This window comes from Rhodococcus sp. D-6 (assembly GCF_040256695.1).
Lineage (GTDB): Bacteria > Actinomycetota > Actinomycetes > Mycobacteriales > Mycobacteriaceae > Rhodococcus > Rhodococcus pyridinivorans.
The window spans coordinates 5,057,185-5,078,431 of the sequence record NZ_CP132970.1 but is presented as its reverse complement, the minus strand read 5'-3'; the positions used below and the strand labels follow the sequence as shown (position 1 = coordinate 5,078,431).

Genomic DNA, 21,247 nt, shown 5'->3' with positions numbered 1-21,247 from the left:
GGGAACCACTGCGATGACAGCCGTTGAGACACCGGTCGGTTCACGCTCCGTCGTACTGACCGTCGGTGCAGTCGTCCAGGAAACCGCCGACGCCGTTTCGCTGGTGTTCGACGTGCCAGAAGAGCGCCGCGCGGGCTTCGCCTACAAACCGGGACAGTTCCTCACCCTGCGCATCCCGAGCGATCGGACCGGTTCCGTGGCACGGTGCTACTCGCTCGCGAGCTCCCCCCACACCGGCGAGCCTCTCAAGGTCACCGTCAAGCGCACCGCCGACGGATACGGATCGAACTGGCTGTGCGACAACATCACTGCAGGGCAAACCCTCGAGGTTCTGCCCCCGGCGGGCGTGTTCACTCCGGTCGATCTCACCGAGAAACTCGTACTGTTCGCCGGAGGCAGCGGTATCACGCCGGTGTTGTCCATCCTCGAGTCGGCTCTCCACAGCGGCAATCGCAACGTGGTGCTCGTCTACGGCAACCGCGACGAGAAGTCCGTCATCTTCGCCGAGAGGCTGCGCGAACTCGCCGCCCGGCACGCCACTGCCCTCACCGTCGTGCACTGGCTCGAGAGCGTGCAGGGCCTGCCGACGCCGCAGCAGCTCGCGACCCTGGTCTCTGCCTTCGCCGATCACCGCGCGTACATGTGCGGACCCGGACCGTTCATGGATACCGTCCGCGAAGGCCTGCTGCTGGCCGGCGTCCCGAAGGACCGCATCCACGCCGAGGTCTTCACCTCCCTGTCCGGCGATCCGTTCGCCGACGTACCTGCCGTCGAGATCGACGAGTCGGACACCGACGCCGCCTCCGTGACGGTGCAGCTCGACGGCGAGGAACACGACCTCGTCTGGCCGCGCAGCGCGACTCTCGTGGACATCATGCTCTCGAAGGGCCTCGACGTGCCCTACTCGTGCCGGGAAGGCGAGTGCGGGTCGTGCGCGTGCACCGTCGTCGAAGGCGACGTCGACACCCCGCCGTCCGCGATCCTCGACGAGGAGGACATCGCCAACGGATACGTCCTCGCGTGCCAGGCCAAGCCGAAAAGCAAGCACGTGCGCATCGACTTCTGACCCCCGACAATGAAGCGTCCCCGGCTGCCGTTCCGCAGCCGGGGACGAGTCGTAGAGGAAGCGGCAGAGCTCAGCGGTTCAGGAGCGCTCGCATCGCGGCAGCCGCGCCTCGGACGAGCTTGTCGCGCGGGAATCCGCTGCGCTTGACCGCAGCCTCGTAGTTGCCGCCGGCGACCCACACGGGACCGTCCTGGAGGCGTTCGAGACCTTCACGCGCAACGTCTTCCGGCTCGGCGACGAGCATCCCCGGGATGTCGAAGTTCAGGCCCGCGCGCACCATCGCCGGGGTGCGGGTGACACCGAGTACCAGTTCGACCACGTGCACGCCGTGCGGTGCGAGCTCGAGCCACAGACTTTCGGCGAAGACGCGGCTGAACGCCTTCGAGGCCGCGTAGATGCTCTGGTGTTCGGCACCCATGTAGCCGGAGAGCGACCCGAGCAGCATGATGCCACCGCGCCCGCGCTCTTTCATCGGTCCACCGAACAGGTGCGACAACTCGATCTGCCGGTGGACGTTGAGTTCGATCACGCCGCGGAACCCGTCGAGGTCGCCGGTGACGAACTCGTGGCCGTAGCTGTTCGCGCCGGCGTTGAAGATGAACAGGCCGACCTCGATGTCCTCGGTCGCCTTGCGGATCTCTTCCACGGCATCGTCGTCGAGCAGATCCAGCGCGAGGGTGCGCACCTGCACGCCGTTGCTCCGTGCCTTGTCCGCCGTCTCCTCCAACGGGCCCGGCTTACGCGCGATGAGCACGAGATCGAAACCCGCGCGGCTCAATTCGTCGGCGAATGCCGCGCCGACGCCTTCGGAGCCCCCGGCGACGACGGCCCACGGGCCGTAGTACGAGCGGTCGAGATCGAGGGTTTCGGTCATCACTGGTCCTTCGGGAGGTAGTCGGAAGCTGAAGAGGTCACTGCACGATGGGGGCTCGGATCGGGGTGTCGTCGAAGACCTCGATGACTCCCGAGGCGGCCGCCTTGGCGATCGCGGCGTCGAGGTGCGTGCACGACATCCGGGGCGCACCGGGGCGGCCGTCGCGCCCGTCGTCGTCCCGGACGACGGGACAACGACGGTGCGCGTCGGTGTTCCACTGGATGGACGTGTGCTCCCAGCTGTTCTTCTGGACGAGCACCTGCGCGGCGCATTCGCCGCAGCGCAACGGTTCCATCCGGTTCTGCATGTCTTTGGCTCCTAGCCCGTCGTGGTGGACTGCTGCGCGCCTGCCTGCTCGTCGAGGGCTGCCTTGCGGGCAAGGTTCTCCTCGACCTCCTTCATCCATGCGGCCACCGGACGGGTGGTGTCCATCTCGAACTCGAAGCGGTCGGTCATCGCCGGCTCGACGTCCTCGACGTCGACGTAGAACTGCTCGTACCAGCGTCGCAGCTGGTAGACGGGGCCGTCCTCCTCGCACAGGAGCGGGTTGTCGATGCGGGTCTTGTTCCGCCAGATCTCGATGTCCTGTTCGAAGCCCTTCGCGATGAAGTTCCCGAACTGCTGGGCGGTCTGCAGGGCCTGCTCGCCTTCGAGGCGATCGGACTTCTTGACGATCATGCCGTACATCAGGACGAACTTGTCCTGGGAGACCGGGTAGTGGCAGTTGATGAGGACCGACTCGACGTCGTAACCCTCGTACTGGTAGACGAGATCGTCGATCATGAAGGACGGTCCGAAGTAGCTCGCGTCGGAGCGGCTTCCGAGCATCTTCGGCTGTCCGTCCGCGTGCGGACGAGCGTCCATACGAGCCTGACCCCGCATGAACTGGCTGGCCACGTGGCCTTCGAAGACGTTCTTGAAGTAGACCGGGAAGGAGTAGTGCACGTAGAAGAAGTGCGCCATGTCGACGATGTTGTCGATGATCTCGCGGCAGTTCGTGTCGACCTCGGTGGTGTACCAGACCCAGTCGGTCCACTCGTCGCTCGTGGCGCCCTCGATGTGCGGGATGGTCACGTCCGCGGGCGGCGGGTTCCCCTGGGGGTCGTGCCACACGAAGAGCATGCCGTCCTGGTCGAGAGTGTGCCACGCGCGGGTCTTGGCGATCGGAGGAACACGCCGCGCGTACGGGATGTTCTTGCAGCGCCCGTTGCCGCCCCAGCGCCAGTCGTGGAACGGACACGCGATCTCGTCGCCCTTGACCGTGCCCCGGCTGAGATCCCCACCCATGTGCCGGCAGTACGCGTCGAGGATCTTGATCTCGTCGTTGCTGTCGGCCCACACCACGAGCTTGGTCCCGAATGCCTCGATCGAGTGCGGCTTGCCGTCCTTGAAGTCCTTCGACAGGCCGAGGCAGTGCCAGCCCCGGGCGAAGCGGGCGGGAGCCGACCCGGCGACGATCTCGCGGATCTCGGATTGTTCGGAAGTGCCGATGCTCACGGTCGTCCGTCCTTTCGGGAGGGAAGCGTTGAGGAGGTCAGGCGGCGGAGTCCGCTGGAGCATTCCGTCGCGATACGACCGAAACGCTAGGTGATCGGTATCACCCCTGATGAGGACATCTCACTGGTCGAGACCTTCCGATGTCGTGAGACCGGGCCGGACCGCGATCATGCAACCGGCGCAGGTTCGGTGGTCGGCAACAGGGCCGCCCGGCCGTTGGCCACGAACTCCCGCTCGATGCGCGCGCGTTCCGCGTCGTCGAGCAGGACGTACTCGGAGGTCCGTCCGACACGCACGTAGACCGTGTCGGGGGTGCTCCACGCGACCGCCCGCAGCGGGGCCTTGTTCACCTTGTTGCTGCCCGTCAGCGGGATCTGCGCGGTGACGCGCACGAATCGCGGCCACCACTTGTCTCCCATGTCGGGCTGCTCGGCGAGGGTCGCCCCGAACACCGCCGGGTCGAACTCCGCGCCGGGCTCGAGTTCGACGGCGCACATGACCTGATCCCCGGTCGTGGGATCGGGCACGGCGAAGACCGGGGCGGACAGGATGCCCGGCACCCGCAGGATGATGCGCTCGACGGGAGTGGCGGAGAAGTTCTCGCTGTCGACGCGAAGCCAGTCGGAGGATCTTCCGGCGAAGTAGAAGAAGCCGTTCTCGTCGCGGTACCCGAGGTCCCCCGACCAGAAGTCGTCACCCTTGACCCGATCGGCCATCGCCTCGGGATTCTTGTAGTAGCCCTCGAAGGTGTGGGCGGCACCGCACGCGACGATCTGTCCGACGGCGTCACTGTTGAGGAGGCGACCGGTCTCGTCGAAACGGGCGCGGGGGCACTCCTGCCCGGTGTCCTCGTCGAGGATCCGGACATCGACGCCTCCGACGGCGACCCCGAGCGATCCGGTCGGGGTGTCGGGGGTGCGGTTGATGCGGAAGACGCCTTCGCTCATCCCGTAGCCTTCGACGACCGTGCAGCCGAAGCGTTCGGAAAAGCGGGCCACGTCGGCTTCGGATGCCTCGGTGCCGAACGCGAGTTCGAGGGTGCTCGCGCGGTCGCGGGGGTCTTCCGGCCGGCTGAGGATGTACGACAGGGCCCGGCCCACGTAGTTGACGAAAGTGGCGCCGTAGCGGTGGATGTCGTCGGAGAACCGGCTCGCGGAGAACCTCCGGATCAGGCAGACGGTCGCGCCGGCCCGCATGGCCGTGCCGAGGTTGAGCATGAGTGCGTTTCCGTGGAAGAGCGGCATGCACAGATAGGCGATCGAATCCTCGCGCATGCCAACACGTTCGGTGAGCGGACCGAGGAGGCGTGCGAGCCGGCCCTGGCCGACGATCACGGCCTTCGGAGCGCCGGTGGAACCGGAACTGAACAGCAACAATGCGATGTCGTCGGTGGACGGGATCGTCTCCGGCAGATCCGCACCGCGGAACGGCGCGAGGAACTCCGCGTAGCGATCGTCGTCGATGTCGAGGATGCGGTCGGCCGGCAGTCCGTGGCCGGTGTCCTCGAGCAGATGGGCGAGGCGGGATTCGGTGACGACGAGGTCGATGTCCGCGTGCGCGATGTCGCGGGCGATCTCGGGGCCGCTGCGGCTGGCGTTGATGCCCACGACGGCTGCTCCGGCCAGGGCGCCGGCGCCGATCCAGAAGACGAAGTCCGGGACGTTCTCGAGCAGCACCCCGATGTGGCGCTGCCGATCTGCGGGAGCAGGCACGGTCGCGACGATCGCGGCGGCACGATCGGCGCTTTCCTGAACCACCTCGCCCCAGGTCCACTGTTGGTCCTCGAAACGCAACCCCACCTTCGGGTCACCGTGACGAGCGCGCACTATATCTGCGAACGTGTCCAAGTCTTTCCTCCAGACGGTTGTGGCGATCAAGCGAAAACGGCGCGACCGCCGGACAGAACGGCGCCGGTCGCCGTGACGATGTCGAACCGAACATCCGCTGCGTCACCCCAGGCGCGGACCTGTGCCGCATCGCCGGGGAAGACCGGGGCCGCGAAGCGCCCGAACAGCGTCTTCAGGTCGGCGGGGTGCCCTCCGAGCATGTCGGCCAGAGGCAGGGTCGCGGCCGCCAGCGTGCACAGGCCGTGCAGGATGGGGCGGGGTTGTCCGATGCGCGCCGCAGCCTCGGGATCGATGTGGATGTGGTGCCGGTCGCCGGTCAGCCGGTAAAGCGCCGCCTGGTCGACGCGTGTGGCGAGCGTGCCGACCACGTCGGCATCCCCCTCCGGTGCGGACGGCGCCGACGGTCCGCGCTCGCCGCCGAAACCTCCCGCTCCCGGTGCGAACAACGACCACGTCGCGATGAAGAACTCGCTCTCGACGACGACCTCGAACACCGCTGCCCGGCCCTTGTCCCAGACCTCACCGACGCGCGCCGACATCGCGATCTCCCCGGAGCGTGGCAACGGTGCGAGCACCTCGAGGCTCTGGGAACCGTGGAGCGCGGTGGCCGTGTCGAAGGCACCGAGCGCACCGAGCGCATCCGGTGCCCACTGGGCCAGCGTCAGGGCGAACGTCGGCAACACCCGCAGCCGGTCCTCGAACACGAGATCGAGGTCCGCCGCGCCGGCGCCCACCGCGAGCGCGTACAGGATCGCGTCCCGCTCGTCGTAGCGGATCGTGCGGGCACCCAGGTCGTGGCCTCGCCACTGCGCGGGCGTCGGCGTCGTTGCGGTCATTCGTCTTCGGTCCTTTCTCACAGGGGCGCCGGGCGGCGGCCCGACGGAGACAGGACCTCGCTTTTCCACAGACGCCCAGGTCACAGGCTAGGGAGAGCGATGGTGACCGTCACCGCCCGTCCCACTCACCGGTACATTCGAAGTCGGGGTGACCCGTCGTGAGATTCTGGCGGTACGCACTCGATGGAGGAGGGGACGTCCGTGAAGCGTGCAGGGTCACCGGTGGGATACAGGCGATGACCATCCCCTCCGATCCCTCCCATTTCCTCGATCAGCTGGTATCGCGACTCACCGGTCCGGGTGGCGAGTTCGAGATCGTCGTGCAGGACGTCCTGGGCACCGAGATACCCGTCATGCGCAGACGCGACGTCGCCGTGGCGGATCTGCTCTCGCAGTCCCTCGCCTGGGGCGACCGCGAGTATCTGGTCACGACCGATCAGCGGATCACCTTCGCCCGGAACGCGCGCATGTCGTACGCCCTCGCCGCGGCGCTCCACGAGCGGTACGGGGTGGGCGTGGGCGACCGGGTCGCGATCCTGTCGGCGAACCGGCCCGAGTGGGTCACCGCCTTCTGGGCGACGCAGGCCCTCGGTGCGATCTCGGTGGGCCTGAACGCGTGGTGGGTGCAACCGGAACTCGAATTCGGTATCCGTCATTCGCGACCCCGGGTGCTCTTCGTCGACGGTCCGCGTGCTGCGGCCGTGGCCGGCATCGACCGTGCGCAGACGGTGGTGCTGTCGATCGAGGAGGATCTACCGCGCCTCATCGCCGAATTCGACGGCGCGCAGCCGCCGCCCCCGAGAGTCGCCGAGGACGATCCGGCCGTCCTCCTGTACACCTCGGGCACGAGCGGGGATCCGAAGGGTGCGTTGCACTCGCAGCGGAATCTGCTGGCAGTGGTCGACTACCACCGGTACCTCGACGCGATCGCGACGATCTGGACCGGCGGCACATACGACCGGTCCGCACCATCGGACTCCCGCTATCTGCTGACGTCCTCACTGTTCCACATCACGAGCCTGCACAACACGATCGTGCCGCGCCTGGCCACCGGCAGCACCGTGGTGATGAACCAGGGCTGGTACGGCGTGCGTCCCGTGCTCGAACTCATCGAGGCGGAACAGGTCACCCACTGGATGGCCGTGCCGTCGATGGCGGCGCGGATGCTCGAGGACGAAGATCTCGACAGATACGACCTCACCTCGCTGAGCCGGTTCACTCTGTCCTCAGAACCTTCGACGCCGGAATTCAAACAACTTCTGCGCGAAGGGCTTCCGTTCGGCAAGCATGCCATGGTCGACAGTTACACCATCACCGAGTGCAGCACGTCGATCGCTGTGGCCTCCGCCGCCGAACTCGAGGAGTTCCCCGGCACGGTGGGCGCGCCGATCATCACGGTGAGCCTCGAGATCCGGGATCAGAGCGGCGCCTGGCTGCCCGACGGCCGCGTGGGCGAGGTGTGTGTGCGCAGCCCCTTCGTCATGCTCGGCTACTGGGACGACGAGGCGGCGACCGCCGAGGCGATCACTCCCGACCGCTGGTTGCGCACAGGTGATTTCGGCGTGGTCGAGAACGGCCGTCTGCGTCTGGTGGGCCGGCGCGCCGACCTCATCCACCAGAACGGCGAGAACGTCTACCCGTCGGAGGTCGAGCGCGTCCTGGCCCTGCACCCGGCGGTCCGCGAATGCATGGTGACCGGCGCGCCCCACCCGGAATGGGGCCAGGAGGTGGCTGCGGTGGTCGTGCTCGTCGAAGGCTCCACGGTCACCGTCGAGGAATTGACGACCTTCGCATCCGAGCGTCTCGCCTACTTCAAGGTGCCGACGCAATGGACGCTGACGTGCAATCTGTTGCCGCGCAACGCCACCGGGAAGATCATCCGCAAGGGCTGGCGCGACACCCACGGCCACTGGTGACGACGGATCTGCACATCTACGGCCGGAGCAGGCGCTGCAGGGCGTCGCGGAGCGTTTCCTGTTCGAGCACGGGGTCGAAGGACGTCTCGGCGGCGACGACGCCGAGGTAGCCGTCGAGCAAAGCCTGTAGCCAGGTGACGAGCCGATCCGCGGGCAGGTCGGTCCGGATCTCTCCGGCCTGCTGCGCGAGCCGCACCCAGGGAAGCAATCCGTCGCGCAGCGCGCGGGCGTCGCGGTCGAGAGCAGCCGCGATCTCCGGCCGGGTCATCACAGCCCCGACCGCTCGGACGAAGCCGGCCGTACGGGGATCCGACGCATCCTCTGCTGCCCGAACGGCGTATTCGTCGAGTACACGGGTGGCGTCGGTTCGCCCGCTCTGCGCCTCGAACCACGCCACGCTTTCGGCTGTGCCCAGTTCGAGAACGGCCACCATCAGCGACAGTTTCGTGGGGAAGTAGTGGAAGAAGGTTCCGGACCCGATGCGGGCCTCGCGGCAGATCGCGGCCGTGGTCGTGCCGTCGTAGCCGTGTCGGGCGAAGCAGGTCAGAGCTGCGTCGATGATCCCGAGGCGGCGCGCCTCGTGCCGGACCGGATCGACCGTACGTGCCATGTCCCCGGCTCCCTGGATGCCATTGATGGAGTGTCCGCTCTATTATTACTGTATGCCGAAGACTCCGGAGCGCTGGCTGCTCACCTGGGAGAGCGCCGAGCACGCCGTGGAAATCGACGATGCCGGGCTGGGCCGCAGGATCACCTGGACGATCGACGGCGAGGAGATCGCCACGAAGAAGACCTCCGACGACAAGGTCGTCCTCGACGGGCACGAACGCGGCGCGATCGCCGTCAGGCTCCCCACCTTCATCGGACCGGCCCGACGAGTCACCTGGTGGGACGACGACACCGAACTCGGTGCGGCAGCAGCCGCCCTCACCGGCATCGGCGGGGTCGACCTCGACCCCGAGCCCGGATCCAAGGCGGCTGTTCGCGAGGAATGGATCCGGGCGCACCCCCGGAAATACGCCGCCCAGCGCACGGCGGTCGCCGTAGCCGGGGTCGCCGTGCCGCTGATCGTGCTCTGGCTGCTCGCACAGATCCCGATCCCCGAAATCGATTGGCCCGACTGGGATATCAACATTCCCTGGCCGGACATTCCGTGGCCCGACATTCCGTGGCCGACCATCTCCCTGCCGGAATTCTCCCTGTTCGACTTCACCGTGCCCGAGTGGGTGAAGGCCGTCGCAGACAAGGCGAAGTACGTCTGGCCGGTCGTGCTCGCGGCCGTCCTCGCGAACCGGGAGGTCGCGCGCCGCCGGCGCCAGGACGAGCGCAAGCGGCAGACCGACGACCCCCCGACCGACTCGGAGGACTGAGCTCAGCTGAGGCGTTCGAGCACCATCGCCATGCCCTGACCCCCACCGACGCACATCGTCTCGACGCCGAACTGCTTGTCGTGGGTCTGCAGGTTGTTGATGAGTGTCGCGGTGATGCGGGCACCGGTCATCCCGAAGGGGTGACCGAGCGCGATCGCACCGCCCGAGACGTTGAGCTTGTCCTCGTCGATCTTCAGCTCACGCGCCGAACCGAGCACCTGCACGGCGAACGCCTCGTTGATCTCGAACAGGTCGATGTCGTCGATGCCCATGTTCGCGTTGGCGAGAGCCTTGCGGGTCGCGTCGATCGGTCCGAGACCCATGATCTCCGGCGACAAGCCCGAGACACCGGTGGAGACGATGCGCGCGAGCGGGGTCAGTCCGAGTTCCTTCGCCTTCGTGTCGGACATGATCACCAGAGCGGCCGCACCGTCGTTGAGCGGGCACGCGTTGCCGGCGGTCACCGTGCCGTCCGGGCGGAAGACCGGCTTGAGCTGACTGACGGCCTCGTAGTTGGTGCCCGGACGCGGACCGTCGTCGGTGCTGACGACCGTGCCGTCGGCGAGGGTCACCGGAGTGATCTCCCGCTCGAAGAAGCCGCTCTTGATGGCTTCCTCGGCGCGGTTGTGCGAGCGCACGCCCCAGCGGTCCTGGTCCTCGCGCGAGATGCCGGTGTGGGACGCGACGTTCTCGGCGGTCTGTCCCATCGCGACGTAGACGTCGGGGAGCAGACCCTCGGTGCGCGGGTCGGTCCACGGCACTCCGCCTTCGGCGAGCTTGGCGGTACGCGCCTGGGCGTCGTCGAACAGCGGGTTCTTGGTGTCGGGCAGACCGTCGGCGTTGCCGGTCACGAAGCTCGACACCGATTCGACGCCGGCGGAGACGAACACGTCGCCCTCGCCGGCCTTGATGGCGTGCAGCGCCATGCGGGTGGTCTGCAGCGACGACGAGCAGTACCGGTTGACGGTCACGCCGGGAAGGAAGTCGTAGCCGAGTTGCACCGCGACCACGCGGGCGATGTTGAAGCCGGACTGTCCGGCGGGCTGGCCGCAGCCGAGCATGAGGTCGTCGATCTCGGTGGGATCGAGATCGGGGACCTTCGCGAGCGCTGCGGCGACCATCTGGGTCGCCAGGTCGTCCGGGCGGATCGACGCGAGCGAGCCCTTGCGTGCTCGCCCGATCGGCGACCGTACTGCGGACACGATTACTGCTTCGGGCATCTTCTCTCCTCGATGATCGGTCGTACCTCGACCCTACGGCCTTTCGACCCTCTGGGTCCGGCGGCTATCCTGTGCTAACTTACCAAGCAATCGCTTGGTTCGGTACAGACGTTAGGAACATGCCATGGGCATCACCTCGACCTCCGACAGCGCCGGTATCACCACGGTCACCGTCGACTTCCCGCCCGTGAACGCTCTCCCCTCACAGGCCTGGTTCGACCTGGCCGAGGCCGTGACCACGGCCGGGCGCAGTCTCGACACCCACGCGGTGATCCTGCGCGCCGAGGGCAGAGGCTTCAACGCGGGTGTGGACATCAAGGAAATGCAGGCCACCGAAGGGTTCGACGCCCTGATCGCCGCCAACCACGGGTGTGCCGCGGCATTCGCCGCCGTCTACGACTGCGAGGTACCGGTCATCGTCGCCGTCAACGGCTTCTGCGTCGGAGGCGGCATCGGCCTCGTCGGCAACGCGGACGTCATCGTCGCCTCCGACGACGCCGTCTTCGGCCTGCCCGAGGTCGACCGCGGTGCACTGGGCGCCGCAACGCATCTCGCGCGCCTCGTCCCCCAGCACATGATGCGCACCCTCTACTACACGGCGCAGAACGTCACCGCGCAGCAGCTCGAGCACTTCGGCTCGGTGTACAAGGTCGTGCCGCGCAGCGAACTCGACGCCGCCGCACGCGAGGTCGCCGAGATGATCGCCGCGAAGGACACCCGCGTCATCCGCCGTGCGAAGGAAGCCATCAACCGCATCGACCCCGTCGACGTGAAGACGAGCTACCGCCTCGAGCAGGGCTTCACCTTCGAGCTGAATCTCGCCGGCATCGCCGACGAGCACCGCGACGAGTTCGTCGCAACAGGAAAGCCGCGCAGCAACAGCTGACGCCTCACACCACCAGGAGTTCGGAACACCATGCGTGACAAGAGAATGTCGCTCGACGACGTGGTCGGCGAGCTGCGCAGCGGAATGACCATCGGCCTCGGCGGCTGGGGATCGCGCCGCAAGCCCATGGCCCTCGTGCGGGCCATCCTCCGTTCGGACGTGAAGGATCTGACCGTCGTCACCTACGGCGGTCCCGATCTGGGCCTGCTGTGTTCGGCGGGCAAGGTGAAGAAGGCGTACTACGGATTCGTCTCGCTCGACTCGGCACCGTTCTACGACCCGTGGTTCTCCAAGGCCCGCACGGCCGGCGAGATCATCGCCCGTGAGATGGACGAGGGCATGATCAAGTGCGGCCTGGAAGCCGCCGCCGCGCGCCTGCCGTTCCTGCCCCTCCGCGCGGGCCTGGGTTCGGCCGTGGTCGATTTCTGGGAGGGTGAACTGAAGACCGTCACCTCGCCGTATCCCGGACCGGACGGCACCGAGACCCTCATCGCCATGCCGGCGCTGAACCTCGACGCCTCGTTCGTGCACCTCAACATCGGCGACAAGCACGGCAACTCCGGTTACCAGGGCGTGGACCCCTACTTCGACGACCTCTACTGCATGGCCGCCGAACGTCGCTACGTCTCCGTCGAGAAGATCGTCGAGACCGAGCAGCTCGTGAAAGAGGTTCCGTTGCAGCAGCTCCTGCTCAACCGCATGATGGTCGACGGGATCGTCGAAGCACCGAACGGGGCGCACTTCACCCTCGCGGGCGACAGCTACGGCCGCGACGAGAAGTTCCAGCGCCACTACGCCGAGTCCGCCAAGGACCCCGAGGCATGGCAGGCATTCGTCGACCGCTTCCTCTCGGGCAGCGAGGACGACTACCAGGCCGCAGTCCAGAAGTTCGCACAGGAGCAGGCATGACCACCACCGAGACCGTGACCCGCGCCGAGTACTGCGCGATCGCATGCGCCGACATCTTCTCGGGTGCCGGCGAGATCATGGCGAGCCCGATGGCGACACTGCCGCAGATCGGTGCACGCCTGGCCAAGCTCACCACCGAGCCCGACCTGCTGATCACCGACGGTGAAGCACTCATCCTCGCCGACGTCCCGGCCCTCGGCGCGAAGGCACCGATCGAAGGCTGGATGCCGTTCCGCAAGGTGTTCGACGTCGTCGCGTCGGGTCGCCGTCACGTCGTGATGGGCGCCAACCAGATCGACCGGTACGGCAACCAGAACCTGTCGGCCTTCGGTCCGCTCCAGCAACCGACGCGCCAGATGTTCGGTGTGCGCGGCGCTCCCGGCAACACGATCAACCACGCGACCAGCTACTGGGTCGGCAAGCATTCCTCGCGCGTCTTCGTCGACACGGTCGATATCGTCTCGGGTGTCGGATACGACAAGGTCGATCCCGAGAACCCGGCGTACCGCTTCCTGGACATCGCGCGGGTCGTCACCAACCTCGGTGTCTTCGACTTCGGCGGTCCCGACCACACCTTCCGGGCGCTCTCGTTGCACCCGGGTGTCGAGGCGTCCACCGTCGCGGAGAACACCTCCTTCGAGGTCGCCGGCCTGGACGAGGCGGGCGTGACCCGCGAGCCGACCTTCGAGGAACTGCGTCTGATCCGCGAGGTGATCGACCCCAAGGGTCTGCGCGACCGCGAGGTCTCGCTGTGACCGTCCTGCGCACCGCCCTGACCGACCTGGTGGGGATCGAGCACCCGATCGTTCAGACGGGCATGGGCTGGGTCTCCGGTCCCCGCCTGACCGCCGCGACGTCGAACGCCGGTGGTCTCGGCATCCTCGCCTCGGCGACGATGATCTACGCCGAACTCGAAGCGGCGGTCGCGAAGACCAAGTCGCTGACCGACAAGCCGTTCGGCGTCAACATCCGCGCCGACGCCTCGGACGCCGGTGAGCGCATCGACCTGCTGATCCGCGAGAAGGTCAAGGTCGCGTCGTTCGCCCTCGCACCGAAGAAGGAGCTGATCGCCAAGCTCAAGGATCACGGCATCGTCGTCGTGCCGTCGATCGGTGCTGCCAAGCACGCCGTGAAGGTCGCCTCGTGGGGCGCCGACGCGGTGATCGTGCAGGGCGGCGAGGGCGGTGGCCACACCGGTCCCGTCGCGACAACCCTGCTGCTGCCGAGCGTCCTCGACGCCGTCGACATCCCCGTCGTCGCCGCCGGTGGCTTCTTCGACGGTCGTGGGCTCGCGGCCGCGCTGTCCTACGGCGCGGCCGGCATCGCGATGGGCACTCGGTTCCTGCTCACGAGCGACAGTGCTGTTCCCGATTCGGTGAAGCAGCAGTACCTTTCGCGGGGACTGCAGGACACCACGGTGTCACTCAAGGTCGACGGCATGCCGCACCGGGTCCTGAACACCGACCTGGTGAACAGCCTCGAGAAGTCCACCTACGCGAAGGGACTGCTCGCGGCCGCGCGGAACGCGACGAAGTTCAAGTCGATGACGGGCATGAAGTGGTCGACCATCGTCAAGGACGGCCTCGCCATGAAGAAGGCGAGCGACCGCACCTGGCAGCAGATCATCATGGCCGCCAACACCCCCATGCTCCTCAAGGCCGGTCTCGTGGAAGGCAACACCGAAGCCGGTGTGCTCGCCTCGGGCCAGGTCGTCGGCATGCTCGACGACCTGCCGAGCTGCCAGGAACTGATCGACCGCATCGTCGCCGAGGCAGTCGAGCGCATCGACGCCCTCTCCGCCCTGCGCGATCAGGGGCGTCCCGCCGCCTGATTCCGATTCCCAGCAGATCGAGACCGGTGTTGTTGTCGAGTTTCCGCGAGAAATCGACAACAACACCGGTCTCGATCGGTTCCGACGTGCGCAGACTCCGCCGCGCGTCGCCGGACACAGGCGCTGGGTCGTTCACGATGCCTCCCGCGGTCCGGAAAATCGACCCCACTCCGCCGAAGCCCAAGCCACAGCCCGGTCAGGAAGATTCCCGATACCGCGTGACAACAGTTCGCCGCTGTTTCAGTGAATTGCGCTCGGCACGGAGCCAGGCAGGGGTATCAGTGTCCCGTTGCGCACGGCACAGGCGCGGTCGACGAGAGTCAGCCGGCTCAGGTCGTGAGTGACCATCACGATCGCCACATCCCGATCCCGGCTCAGATCGGCGAGCAGGGCCACGACCTCGCGGCTGCGGTTCTCGTCGAGGGCCGAGGTGGGCTCGTCGACGAGCAACACCGAGGGGTCGTTCATCAGTCCTCGCGCGATCGCAACCCGTTGCCGTTGCCCTCCCGACAGTTGGTGGGGACGCCGGTCCAGGTGCCCTTCGAGACCCAATGAACACAACAGGTCCGTGGCACGGGCACGACTCTCGCGGACCGAGTCGCCCGCGAGATGGGACATCATCTGCAGTTGTTCGACTGCGGTCAACGAGGGCAGCAGATTCGACTGCTGGAACACGAATCCGAGCTTCTCGCGTCGCACGGTCGTGCGCTCGTCACGGTCCAGTCCCGTCATGTCGCTGCCGTCGATAACGACACGACCCGAATCGGGGGTGATGAGAAGGCCGGCGACAGCGAGCAGGCTCGATTTGCCGGACCCGGACGGACCGGTCACAGCCACGAATTCGCCGCGTCGGACCTCGAAATCCACGTCGTCGAGGACGCGTCGATGCCCGTCACCGTCGGGATAGCTGAGGACGATGTTGCGTAAGCAGATACTCATGTCGAAGTCCTTCGTTCTCGGTAGATGACTCATCGAGCGGCTGCAAGGGCAGCGAGCGGGTCGACCTTGGCGATACGGACCAGGGAAGCAGCCGCGCCGATCATGCCCGTCGCAACGAGGGCGAGGAACGGAACCACGGTGGTGGACATCGTGAGCGAGAACGGAACCGACTGCGAGGCTGCCGTTCCGAGACCGGCTGCGGCCAGGGTTCCAAGTCCGGATCCGAGTACCAGCACGATCGAGCTCTGCCCGAGTGCGTCCTGGAGCAGATAGCGGGTGGAGGCACCGACAGCCTTGAGCACAGCGAGGTCCTGGCCGCGCTGGATGGTCCATACCGTGAAGAAGGCCCCGACGACCAAGGCGCTGACGATCATCAGCATCGTCTGCATCAACAGCAGCGATCCACGCTCGGAGGTGTACGACCCGATCGCGTTCAGCGCACCGCGGCCGTCGGTGACGGCCGTCCCGGTCGCCTCACCGACAGAATCGGCGTCGAACCCTGCGGAGGTCCGCAATGCAACGACGGTGCCGTCACTGCCACCGGCCGAAGGCAGTGACATCCATGCGTCGTGGTCCATCCAGACCACGGGCTGATGACTGTAGAACGAGTCGTCGACCAGAGCGGTGATGGTGAATACCTTTCCGCTCATCGAAATCCGGGTTCCGTTCGTCCATCCGTTGTCATTGGCGAGGTCGGCGTCCACGGCTACCGAGCCGGCACCGAGCACGACCGGAGCGGCGAAAGAATGCCCGTCGACGCCGAACGCAGAAGCGGCAACTTCTCGACCGTCGACGCTGATCCGAGCGGGTGCCACCCCGATGATCGACGCAGCATCGACACCGTCGGCCTCCGCAAGTTCCGCATACTGCCGCGTCGTCACGGTCGACTCGGCGAACGAGACCGAGCGGCCATCGGGGGGAGCACCGAATGCGAAGTGGTCGGCGCCGATGTTCTCGATCGCAGCGATGGACCGATTACCCAGTCCGGAGGTCAGCCCCGACAGCGTGACCACCATCAGCGAAATGAGGAACAGGGCCGAGGTCATCAGCGTGAAGCGACCTTTGGCGAACCGGAGATCACGGAAAGCGAGGAACATGCATCTCAGTGTCGTGCAAGGCAACATTCCCGGCATCGCGCATTGGTTGGGTTCGCTGATCCATCGAAAGTCGGAGATCGTCGATCGGTGCGGTCGACGGCATAGTGCGGTATTAGAGTGGGCGAGATGCGGAATTCCGATGGGTCTGACTCGGGCGGGGCCGTGCCGGTGCTACGCGCCATGCAATTCGGCGCCCATCTGCTGTTCTTCCTGCTCCTCGCGGTGGGTGTCGTGCGCACGGTTACCGACAGTGCTCATCCCGTTCCGATCGTCGCGCTCGCTGTCGTGGTAGCCGGGTGGTATCTCTTCGGGATCTGGTTCGCGCAGCGTGAGGGCTTCGAGAACGGGGAGCCGGTACAGCGCCGGTCGGGGCAGATCTGGTTCGCGGCGCTCGGGCTGGGCTGGTTGGCTCTCGTGGTGGCGGATGTCAACTTCGTCTGGCTGGCGTTCGCCCTGTTCTTCCTGTGCTTTCCCCTGTTCTCCACTCCGGTCGCGTTGACGGTGACGATCATGCTGACCGCGATAGCGATCGCAGCGACGCTGTGGCACGGCACCACGAACACGGTTGCCTCGATTCTCGGACCGGTGTTCGGGGCGGCAGCTGCCGCCGGAATGGCCGTCGTCTACCAACAGTTGGTGCGGCAGTCCGCGCAGCGACAGCAGTTGGTGGACGAACTCACCGAGGCGCACCGAGAGTTGCTCGGGGCGCAGGACGAATTGGTCGCGCTGCAACGGGAAGCGGGCGCACTGACCGAACGTTCCCGCCTCGCGCGTGACATTCACGACACTCTGGCGCAGGGATTTTCGTCCATTCTGCTGCTCTCTCGAGCCGGGCAGCGCGCTCCCGACAATTCCGCGGCGGTCTTCGCGCAGATCGCGGACACCGCGCAGCAGAATCTGATCGAGGCCCGCCGAGTGGTCGACGCGCTCGCGCCGGTTGCGCTCGAGTCCGCACCGCTCGAATCCGCGTTGCGGCGCCTGCTCGACCAACTCGAGCAGCAGACCGGGATCACCGGTGACCTACTCACCGACAGCGATCCGATCCCGCTGGTGACGGACTTCGACGTCGCCTTGCTCCGCGTCGCCCAGAGTGCTCTCGCCAACGTGCGGTTGCATTCGCGGGCGCGTCGGGTACGGGTGACATTGAGCTACGCATCCGACGAAGTACGGCTCGATATCGTCGACGACGGTATCGGCTTCGATCAACGTCAGGACGGTGGATTCGGCTTACGGTCGATGCGGGAACGACTGGCCGAACTGGGTGGCACACTCGTCGTGGAATCGGCACCCGGAGACGGAACCGCGGTCGCCGCAACCCTTCCGATCGGGCGGGTCGCATGAGTGCGGTACGTGTACTGCTCGTCGACGATCACCCGGTGGTACGGGCGGGACTACGCGCGTTGCTGGCGTCGCACGATGACATCATGGTGGTCGCCGAAGCATCGTCGGGTGAGGAAGCCGTGGCTTCGGCGTCGGCCGAGAAACCCGATGTGGTGCTGATGGATCTGCGTCTGGGATCGGGGATCGACGGGGCGCAGGCGACCGCCCGGATCCTGACTGCGGCCGATCCGCCGAGGGTCGTCGTACTCACCACCTACGACACGGACGCGGACATTCTGCGCGCGGTCGAAGCCGGTGCGGCGGGCTACCTCCTCAAGGACACCGACCCGAAAGTGCTGATCGAATCGGTGTTCGCGGCGGCCCGTGGGGAGACCGTCCTGGACCCGGACGTGGCCCAGCGCCTTTACCGCCGCATGCAGCAGCCCCGCACCGACCTCAGCGCCCGCGAAATCGAAGTGCTGTCGCTGGTCGCCGAAGGGTTGTCCAATCGCGCGATCGCCAAACAGCTCTTCGTCAGTGAGGCAACCGTGAAATCCCATCTGGTGCACGCTTTCACCAAATTGGACGTGGACAATCGCACCGCCGCAGTGGTCGCGGCGCGCGAGCGGGGCCTGATCGCGTGATCGGTGTCGAGGATCGGGCCAGGAGAACGAACCGTACCTGCCCTCCCCGGACGCGAACCGCGCTGCCCCTCCGACCGTGTCGCTTCCAACGGACTCCATACCGAGGGCGAATACGAATCCGAGCGCCTCGGATTCGGAGCGGCCGACCTGTTCGTAGACCGAGCGGCGGTCGTTGCGCATGCAGGTCTGTGGGAAGACTGTGACAGTTCGAGTCCACCGGCAACCGCGTAGCCTTCCACCGCCGCGATCACCGGTTTGGAGAGCACGAGGCGCGTCGGCCGGTTCGGCGGCCATCGGACCGTCGACCGCGTTCCGGCGCTCGGGACGGGCCATGATCACGGTCGTCACCCGATCGCGCGTCTCGACGCGGATCGATTCGTACGGCGTCATGCCCGACCTCCCTGCTCAACAGCATCGGCTTCCCGGGTTCGCATCTGCTGCGGCGTGCCGCTCACGCCAGTAGTCGCGTTCGCTCAGCGGCGGCCGATCGGGATGCAGCCGGCGGTGCAGTTCGACGTACCTCGCGTAGTCGTGGTCGCCCATGACCGCCCCGACCCACCACCACGCCCGACGCAGTGCTGTGATCACGACCCACCTCCGTCCCCGTCGCGATGCCGCGAGGCATGGGTGTGTGCGGCGCCCGGGGCGCGGACCTTGCCCGATGCGATCAGTTCGTCCCACTCCTTCTGCAGTTCCCTCTCGGCCGGGGTCGGCACGAAGCCCGCGGGCGCGAATATCTTCGACGGCACGTCGGGTGTTTCGGTGGTGGGCATACCTCCGGCCCGGACCGATCTGGTACACACCACTACTCCTGCGGCGACCACGATGAGCACGAGCACTGCGAACACGATCGACAACGTGCCCTGGATGAATGTGTTGCGGATGACGGCATCGATCTCGTCGGCAGTCTTCGCCGAACCGAATGTGGTTGCGCCGGAGTTCTTCGCGTCGACGAAAGCTCGGTGCTGGGCCCAGTACCCCACCGCGCGGTCGCCGGAGAAGATCTTCTGCCACGACGCCGTCATGGTCACGATCAGATCCCACACCAACGGCACGCCGGGGATCCACGCCCACTTCACCAGTCCCTTCTTCACGACGACGGTGAGCACGACGGTCAGGGCGATCGCGGCGAGCAACTGGTTGGCGATGCCGAACAGTGGGAAGAGCGTGTTGATGCCGCCCAGCGGGTCGGTGACGCCCATCAGCAGGATCGCACCCCACAGGCCGACGACGACCGCGGAGCACAACCAGGCGCCGGGACGCCAGGACGGATCCTTGAAGCGACGAGCGGGACCGCCGAAGTTGCCGAGCGAGTCCGAAAGCATGAACCGCGCGACACGCGTTCCCGCGTCGACGGTGGTGAGGATGAACAGCGCCTCGAACATGATCGCGAAGTGGTACCAGAACGATTTGAGGCTGTCGCCGCCGAACAGGTCGCTGAGCACCTGGGACATGCCGAACGCGAGCGTCGGGGCACCACCGGTACGGGAGATGATCGACTCCTCCCCGACGGATTCGGCTGCCGCCGAGATCTGTTCGGGGGTGATGTCGGGCGACCCCAGCCCGAGACCGTTGACGTAGGCGGCGGCGGTCTCCGGGGTGCCGCCGGTGAGGGCGGCCGGAGCGTTGAGCGTGAAGTACAGGTGCTGGTCGATGATGCAGGCGGTGACCAGCGCCATGATCGCGACGAACGACTCGGTGAGCATGCCGCCGTAGCCGATCAGCCGGATCTGTTTCTCCTTCTCGAGCAGTTTCGGGGTGGTGCCCGAGGAGATGAGCGCGTGGAATCCAGACAGTGCGCCACATGCGATGGTGATGAACAGGAACGGGAACAGCGACCCCGCGAAGGCCGGGCCGTCACCGTCGATGGCGAACGACGTGATGTCGGGCATCTCCAGGTTCGGTCGTGCGACGAGGATCCCGATCGCGAGCAGGACGATCGTGCCGACCTTCATGAAGGTCGACAGATAGTCGCGCGGGGCGAGCAGCAACCACACCGGCAGCACCGACGCCGCGAATCCGTAGGCGATCATCAGCCACGAAATCGTCACCGGGGACAGGGTGAACCAGTTCGTTCCCCAGTCGGTCTCGGCGACCCAGCCACCCGCGATGATCGCGACGAGCAGCAGAACGACGCCGATCAGCGACACCTCCGCGACCCTGCCGGGTCGCAGATAGCGCAGATAGACGCCCATGAACAGTGCGATGGGAATGGTCATCGCGATGGAGAACAGGCCCCACGGGCTGTCGGCGAGCGCGTTCACGACCACCAATGCCAGCACCGCGATCAGGATGATCATGATGACGAAGACCGCGATGAGCGCCGCGACGCCGCCGATCGGCCCGAGTTCCTCGCGGGCCATCTGGCCGAGGCTGCGTCCGCGGCGGCGCGAGGAGATCCACAGGACGAGGAAGTCCTGGACCGCACCGGCGAAGACGACGCCGACGATGATCCAGATCGTGCCGGGCAGATAACCCATCTGGGCGGCGAGCACCGGGCCGACGAGCGGGCCCGCGCCGGCAATGGCGGCGAAGTGGTGGCCGAACAACACCCGACGGTCCGTCGGCATGTAGTCCTTGCCGTTCTCGAGTTCCTCGGCAGGTGTCGCACGGTCGTCGCGTGGCTGCACGATCTTGCGTTCGATGAACTTCGCGTAGAAGCGATAGGCGACGAGATAGGTGCACACGGCGGCGATGACGAACCAGACCGCGTTGATCTCCTCGCCGCGGACCAGCGCGATGATCGACCAGGCGACCGCCCCCAGAATCGCGAGCACGACAAAGACGATCCTCGCGGTGGGTGATATCGGTGTCCGGTCGACGACACCGACCGGTGGAAGATCGGGATCGGTCCGGAGGTACTCGACTTCGCTCGTTCTCGACGCAGGATCGACGGCCATATCGGCTCCTCACCAGGCTCGCCCGCAGACCCGCGGAGGTCGCGACGGGCCTCGAACGTGCTCGAATCTCGACCAGCGTCACGCTACCCGCGCGC

Annotated in this window: 20 protein-coding genes and 1 pseudogene; 9 read left to right on the top strand and 12 right to left on the bottom strand. The window is 66.7% G+C overall.

The annotated features are described in order from the left end of the window. Window positions 1-13 precede the first annotated feature (13 nt). The gene (locus RBB84_RS23935; protein ID WP_064256926.1) at window positions 14-1,066 is read left to right on the top strand and encodes a ferredoxin--NADP reductase; all 1,053 of its coding nucleotides are present in this window, start codon (window positions 14-16) and stop codon (window positions 1,064-1,066) included. Between the two features lie 70 nt (window positions 1,067-1,136). Here RBB84_RS23935 and RBB84_RS23930 read toward each other — a convergent pair whose 3' ends face one another. The 5 genes from RBB84_RS23930 to RBB84_RS23910 form a co-directional block, all read right to left on the bottom strand. After that, a complete protein-coding gene (locus tag RBB84_RS23930) occupies window positions 1,137-1,940 on the bottom strand; it encodes an SDR family NAD(P)-dependent oxidoreductase (RefSeq protein WP_064256927.1) in 804 nt (267 codons plus the stop codon). A 37-nt stretch (window positions 1,941-1,977) separates the two neighbouring features. Continuing rightward, window positions 1,978-2,247: a hypothetical protein gene (locus RBB84_RS23925; RefSeq protein ID WP_082921078.1), complete on the bottom strand. Its 270-nt coding sequence runs from the start codon at window positions 2,245-2,247 to the stop codon at window positions 1,978-1,980. Between the two features lie 11 nt (window positions 2,248-2,258). Beyond that, a complete protein-coding gene (locus RBB84_RS23920; RefSeq protein ID WP_064256928.1) occupies window positions 2,259-3,437 on the bottom strand; it encodes a Rieske 2Fe-2S domain-containing protein in 1,179 nt (392 codons plus the stop codon). A 167-nt stretch (window positions 3,438-3,604) separates the two neighbouring features. Then, entirely contained in the window at window positions 3,605-5,284 is a 1,680-nt protein-coding gene (locus tag RBB84_RS23915; protein ID WP_064256929.1) for an AMP-binding protein, read from the bottom strand. 26 nt (window positions 5,285-5,310) lie between these two features. Further along, window positions 5,311-6,120 (bottom strand): MaoC/PaaZ C-terminal domain-containing protein, encoded by an 810-nt coding sequence (locus RBB84_RS23910; protein ID WP_064256930.1) that lies wholly within the window; start codon window positions 6,118-6,120, stop codon window positions 5,311-5,313. Between the two features lie 236 nt (window positions 6,121-6,356). Between RBB84_RS23910 and RBB84_RS23905 the strand changes: the two genes are divergently transcribed. Continuing rightward, the gene (locus tag RBB84_RS23905) at window positions 6,357-8,036 is read left to right on the top strand and encodes a class I adenylate-forming enzyme family protein (protein WP_006550411.1); all 1,680 of its coding nucleotides are present in this window, start codon (window positions 6,357-6,359) and stop codon (window positions 8,034-8,036) included. Window positions 8,037-8,052: 16 nt separating this feature from the next. Here RBB84_RS23905 and RBB84_RS23900 read toward each other — a convergent pair whose 3' ends face one another. Further along, a complete protein-coding gene (locus RBB84_RS23900; RefSeq protein WP_024102909.1) occupies window positions 8,053-8,646 on the bottom strand; it encodes a TetR/AcrR family transcriptional regulator in 594 nt (197 codons plus the stop codon). 52 nt (window positions 8,647-8,698) lie between these two features. Here RBB84_RS23900 and RBB84_RS23895 point away from each other — a divergent pair, with 52 nt between their 5' ends. Continuing rightward, window positions 8,699-9,406 (top strand): hypothetical protein, encoded by a 708-nt coding sequence (locus tag RBB84_RS23895; protein ID WP_064256931.1) that lies wholly within the window; start codon window positions 8,699-8,701, stop codon window positions 9,404-9,406. 2 nt (window positions 9,407-9,408) lie between these two features. On the opposite strand, the gene RBB84_RS23890 is transcribed toward RBB84_RS23895, so the two are convergent. After that, window positions 9,409-10,626, bottom strand: a complete 1,218-nt coding sequence (locus tag RBB84_RS23890; RefSeq protein ID WP_006550414.1) for an acetyl-CoA C-acetyltransferase — start codon at window positions 10,624-10,626, stop codon at window positions 9,409-9,411. 124 nt (window positions 10,627-10,750) lie between these two features. Between RBB84_RS23890 and echA20 the strand changes: the two genes are divergently transcribed. The 4 genes from echA20 to RBB84_RS23870 are packed head-to-tail and all read left to right on the top strand — an operon-like array spanning window position 10,751 to window position 14,252. Further along, window positions 10,751-11,512 (top strand): (7aS)-7a-methyl-1,5-dioxo-2,3,5,6,7,7a-hexahydro-1H-indene-carboxyl-CoA hydrolase, encoded by a 762-nt coding sequence (echA20, locus tag RBB84_RS23885; RefSeq protein ID WP_024102907.1) that lies wholly within the window; start codon window positions 10,751-10,753, stop codon window positions 11,510-11,512. A 30-nt stretch (window positions 11,513-11,542) separates the two neighbouring features. Beyond that, window positions 11,543-12,421 (top strand): CoA transferase subunit A, encoded by an 879-nt coding sequence (locus tag RBB84_RS23880; RefSeq protein ID WP_197481879.1) that lies wholly within the window; start codon window positions 11,543-11,545, stop codon window positions 12,419-12,421. Continuing rightward, a complete protein-coding gene (gene ipdB, locus RBB84_RS23875) occupies window positions 12,418-13,176 on the top strand; it encodes a cholesterol ring-cleaving hydrolase subunit IpdB (protein WP_024102905.1) in 759 nt (252 codons plus the stop codon). Before RBB84_RS23880 ends, ipdB begins: the two co-directional genes overlap by 4 nt. Further along, on the top strand, window positions 13,173-14,252 hold the full coding sequence (locus RBB84_RS23870) for a nitronate monooxygenase (RefSeq protein ID WP_064256933.1): 1,080 nt from the start codon (window positions 13,173-13,175) through the stop codon (window positions 14,250-14,252). The genes ipdB and RBB84_RS23870 overlap by 4 nt, the downstream gene beginning before the upstream one ends. 240 nt (window positions 14,253-14,492) lie before the next feature. Here RBB84_RS23870 and RBB84_RS23865 read toward each other — a convergent pair whose 3' ends face one another. Beyond that, window positions 14,493-15,191: an ABC transporter ATP-binding protein gene (locus tag RBB84_RS23865; RefSeq protein WP_350246947.1), complete on the bottom strand. Its 699-nt coding sequence runs from the start codon at window positions 15,189-15,191 to the stop codon at window positions 14,493-14,495. A 29-nt stretch (window positions 15,192-15,220) separates the two neighbouring features. After that, window positions 15,221-16,288, bottom strand: coding sequence for an ABC transporter permease (locus RBB84_RS23860; RefSeq protein ID WP_024102903.1), 1,068 nt, complete (start codon window positions 16,286-16,288; stop codon window positions 15,221-15,223). 126 nt (window positions 16,289-16,414) lie between these two features. On the opposite strand from RBB84_RS23860, the gene RBB84_RS23855 reads away from it, so the two are divergent. Beyond that, entirely contained in the window at window positions 16,415-17,629 is a 1,215-nt protein-coding gene (locus RBB84_RS23855; protein ID WP_050993522.1) for a sensor histidine kinase, read from the top strand. Then, window positions 17,626-18,252, top strand: coding sequence for a response regulator transcription factor (locus tag RBB84_RS23850; RefSeq protein ID WP_006550423.1), 627 nt, complete (start codon window positions 17,626-17,628; stop codon window positions 18,250-18,252). The genes RBB84_RS23855 and RBB84_RS23850 overlap by 4 nt, the downstream gene beginning before the upstream one ends. Before the next feature lie 27 nt (window positions 18,253-18,279). Here the strand turns inward: RBB84_RS23850 and RBB84_RS23845 are convergent. The 3 genes and pseudogenes from RBB84_RS23845 to RBB84_RS23835 form a co-directional block, all read right to left on the bottom strand. Next, window positions 18,280-18,642: pseudogene (locus RBB84_RS23845) on the bottom strand (enoyl-CoA hydratase); the annotation flags it as partial. Window positions 18,643-18,657: 15 nt separating this feature from the next. After that, window positions 18,658-18,795 carry a YbdD/YjiX family protein gene (locus tag RBB84_RS23840; protein ID WP_244866468.1) on the bottom strand — a complete coding sequence of 46 codons (138 nt, stop codon included), beginning with the start codon at window positions 18,793-18,795 and terminating at the stop codon, window positions 18,658-18,660. A 41-nt stretch (window positions 18,796-18,836) separates the two neighbouring features. Beyond that, window positions 18,837-21,152: a carbon starvation CstA family protein gene (locus tag RBB84_RS23835; RefSeq protein ID WP_064256781.1), complete on the bottom strand. Its 2,316-nt coding sequence runs from the start codon at window positions 21,150-21,152 to the stop codon at window positions 18,837-18,839. Between the last annotated feature and the right edge of the window lie 95 nt (window positions 21,153-21,247).

What these genes read in the sequence shown, in the direction of transcription:
- RBB84_RS23930 (WP_064256927.1), bottom strand. Translation starts at nt 1,940, where the DNA reads ATGACCGAAACCCTCGATCTCGACCGCTCGTACTACGGCCCGTGGGCC.
- RBB84_RS23840 (WP_244866468.1), bottom strand. Translation starts at nt 18,795, where the DNA reads ATGGGCGACCACGACTACGCGAGGTACGTCGAACTGCACCGCCGGCTG.
- RBB84_RS23860 (WP_024102903.1), bottom strand. Translation starts at nt 16,288, where the DNA reads ATGTTCCTCGCTTTCCGTGATCTCCGGTTCGCCAAAGGTCGCTTCACG.
- RBB84_RS23895 (WP_064256931.1), top strand. Translation starts at nt 8,699, where the DNA reads ATGCCGAAGACTCCGGAGCGCTGGCTGCTCACCTGGGAGAGCGCCGAG.
- RBB84_RS23835 (WP_064256781.1), bottom strand. Translation starts at nt 21,152, where the DNA reads ATGGCCGTCGATCCTGCGTCGAGAACGAGCGAAGTCGAGTACCTCCGG.
- echA20 (WP_024102907.1), top strand. Translation starts at nt 10,751, where the DNA reads ATGGGCATCACCTCGACCTCCGACAGCGCCGGTATCACCACGGTCACC.
- RBB84_RS23890 (WP_006550414.1), bottom strand. Translation starts at nt 10,626, where the DNA reads ATGCCCGAAGCAGTAATCGTGTCCGCAGTACGGTCGCCGATCGGGCGA.
- RBB84_RS23910 (WP_064256930.1), bottom strand. Translation starts at nt 6,120, where the DNA reads ATGACCGCAACGACGCCGACGCCCGCGCAGTGGCGAGGCCACGACCTG.
- RBB84_RS23925 (WP_082921078.1), bottom strand. Translation starts at nt 2,247, where the DNA reads ATGCAGAACCGGATGGAACCGTTGCGCTGCGGCGAATGCGCCGCGCAG.
- ipdB (WP_024102905.1), top strand. Translation starts at nt 12,418, where the DNA reads ATGACCACCACCGAGACCGTGACCCGCGCCGAGTACTGCGCGATCGCA.
- RBB84_RS23865 (WP_350246947.1), bottom strand. Translation starts at nt 15,191, where the DNA reads ATGAGTATCTGCTTACGCAACATCGTCCTCAGCTATCCCGACGGTGAC.
- RBB84_RS23900 (WP_024102909.1), bottom strand. Translation starts at nt 8,646, where the DNA reads ATGGCACGTACGGTCGATCCGGTCCGGCACGAGGCGCGCCGCCTCGGG.
- RBB84_RS23935 (WP_064256926.1), top strand. Translation starts at nt 14, where the DNA reads ATGACAGCCGTTGAGACACCGGTCGGTTCACGCTCCGTCGTACTGACC.
- RBB84_RS23855 (WP_050993522.1), top strand. Translation starts at nt 16,415, where the DNA reads ATGCGGAATTCCGATGGGTCTGACTCGGGCGGGGCCGTGCCGGTGCTA.
- RBB84_RS23850 (WP_006550423.1), top strand. Translation starts at nt 17,626, where the DNA reads ATGAGTGCGGTACGTGTACTGCTCGTCGACGATCACCCGGTGGTACGG.
- RBB84_RS23905 (WP_006550411.1), top strand. Translation starts at nt 6,357, where the DNA reads ATGACCATCCCCTCCGATCCCTCCCATTTCCTCGATCAGCTGGTATCG.
- RBB84_RS23880 (WP_197481879.1), top strand. Translation starts at nt 11,543, where the DNA reads ATGCGTGACAAGAGAATGTCGCTCGACGACGTGGTCGGCGAGCTGCGC.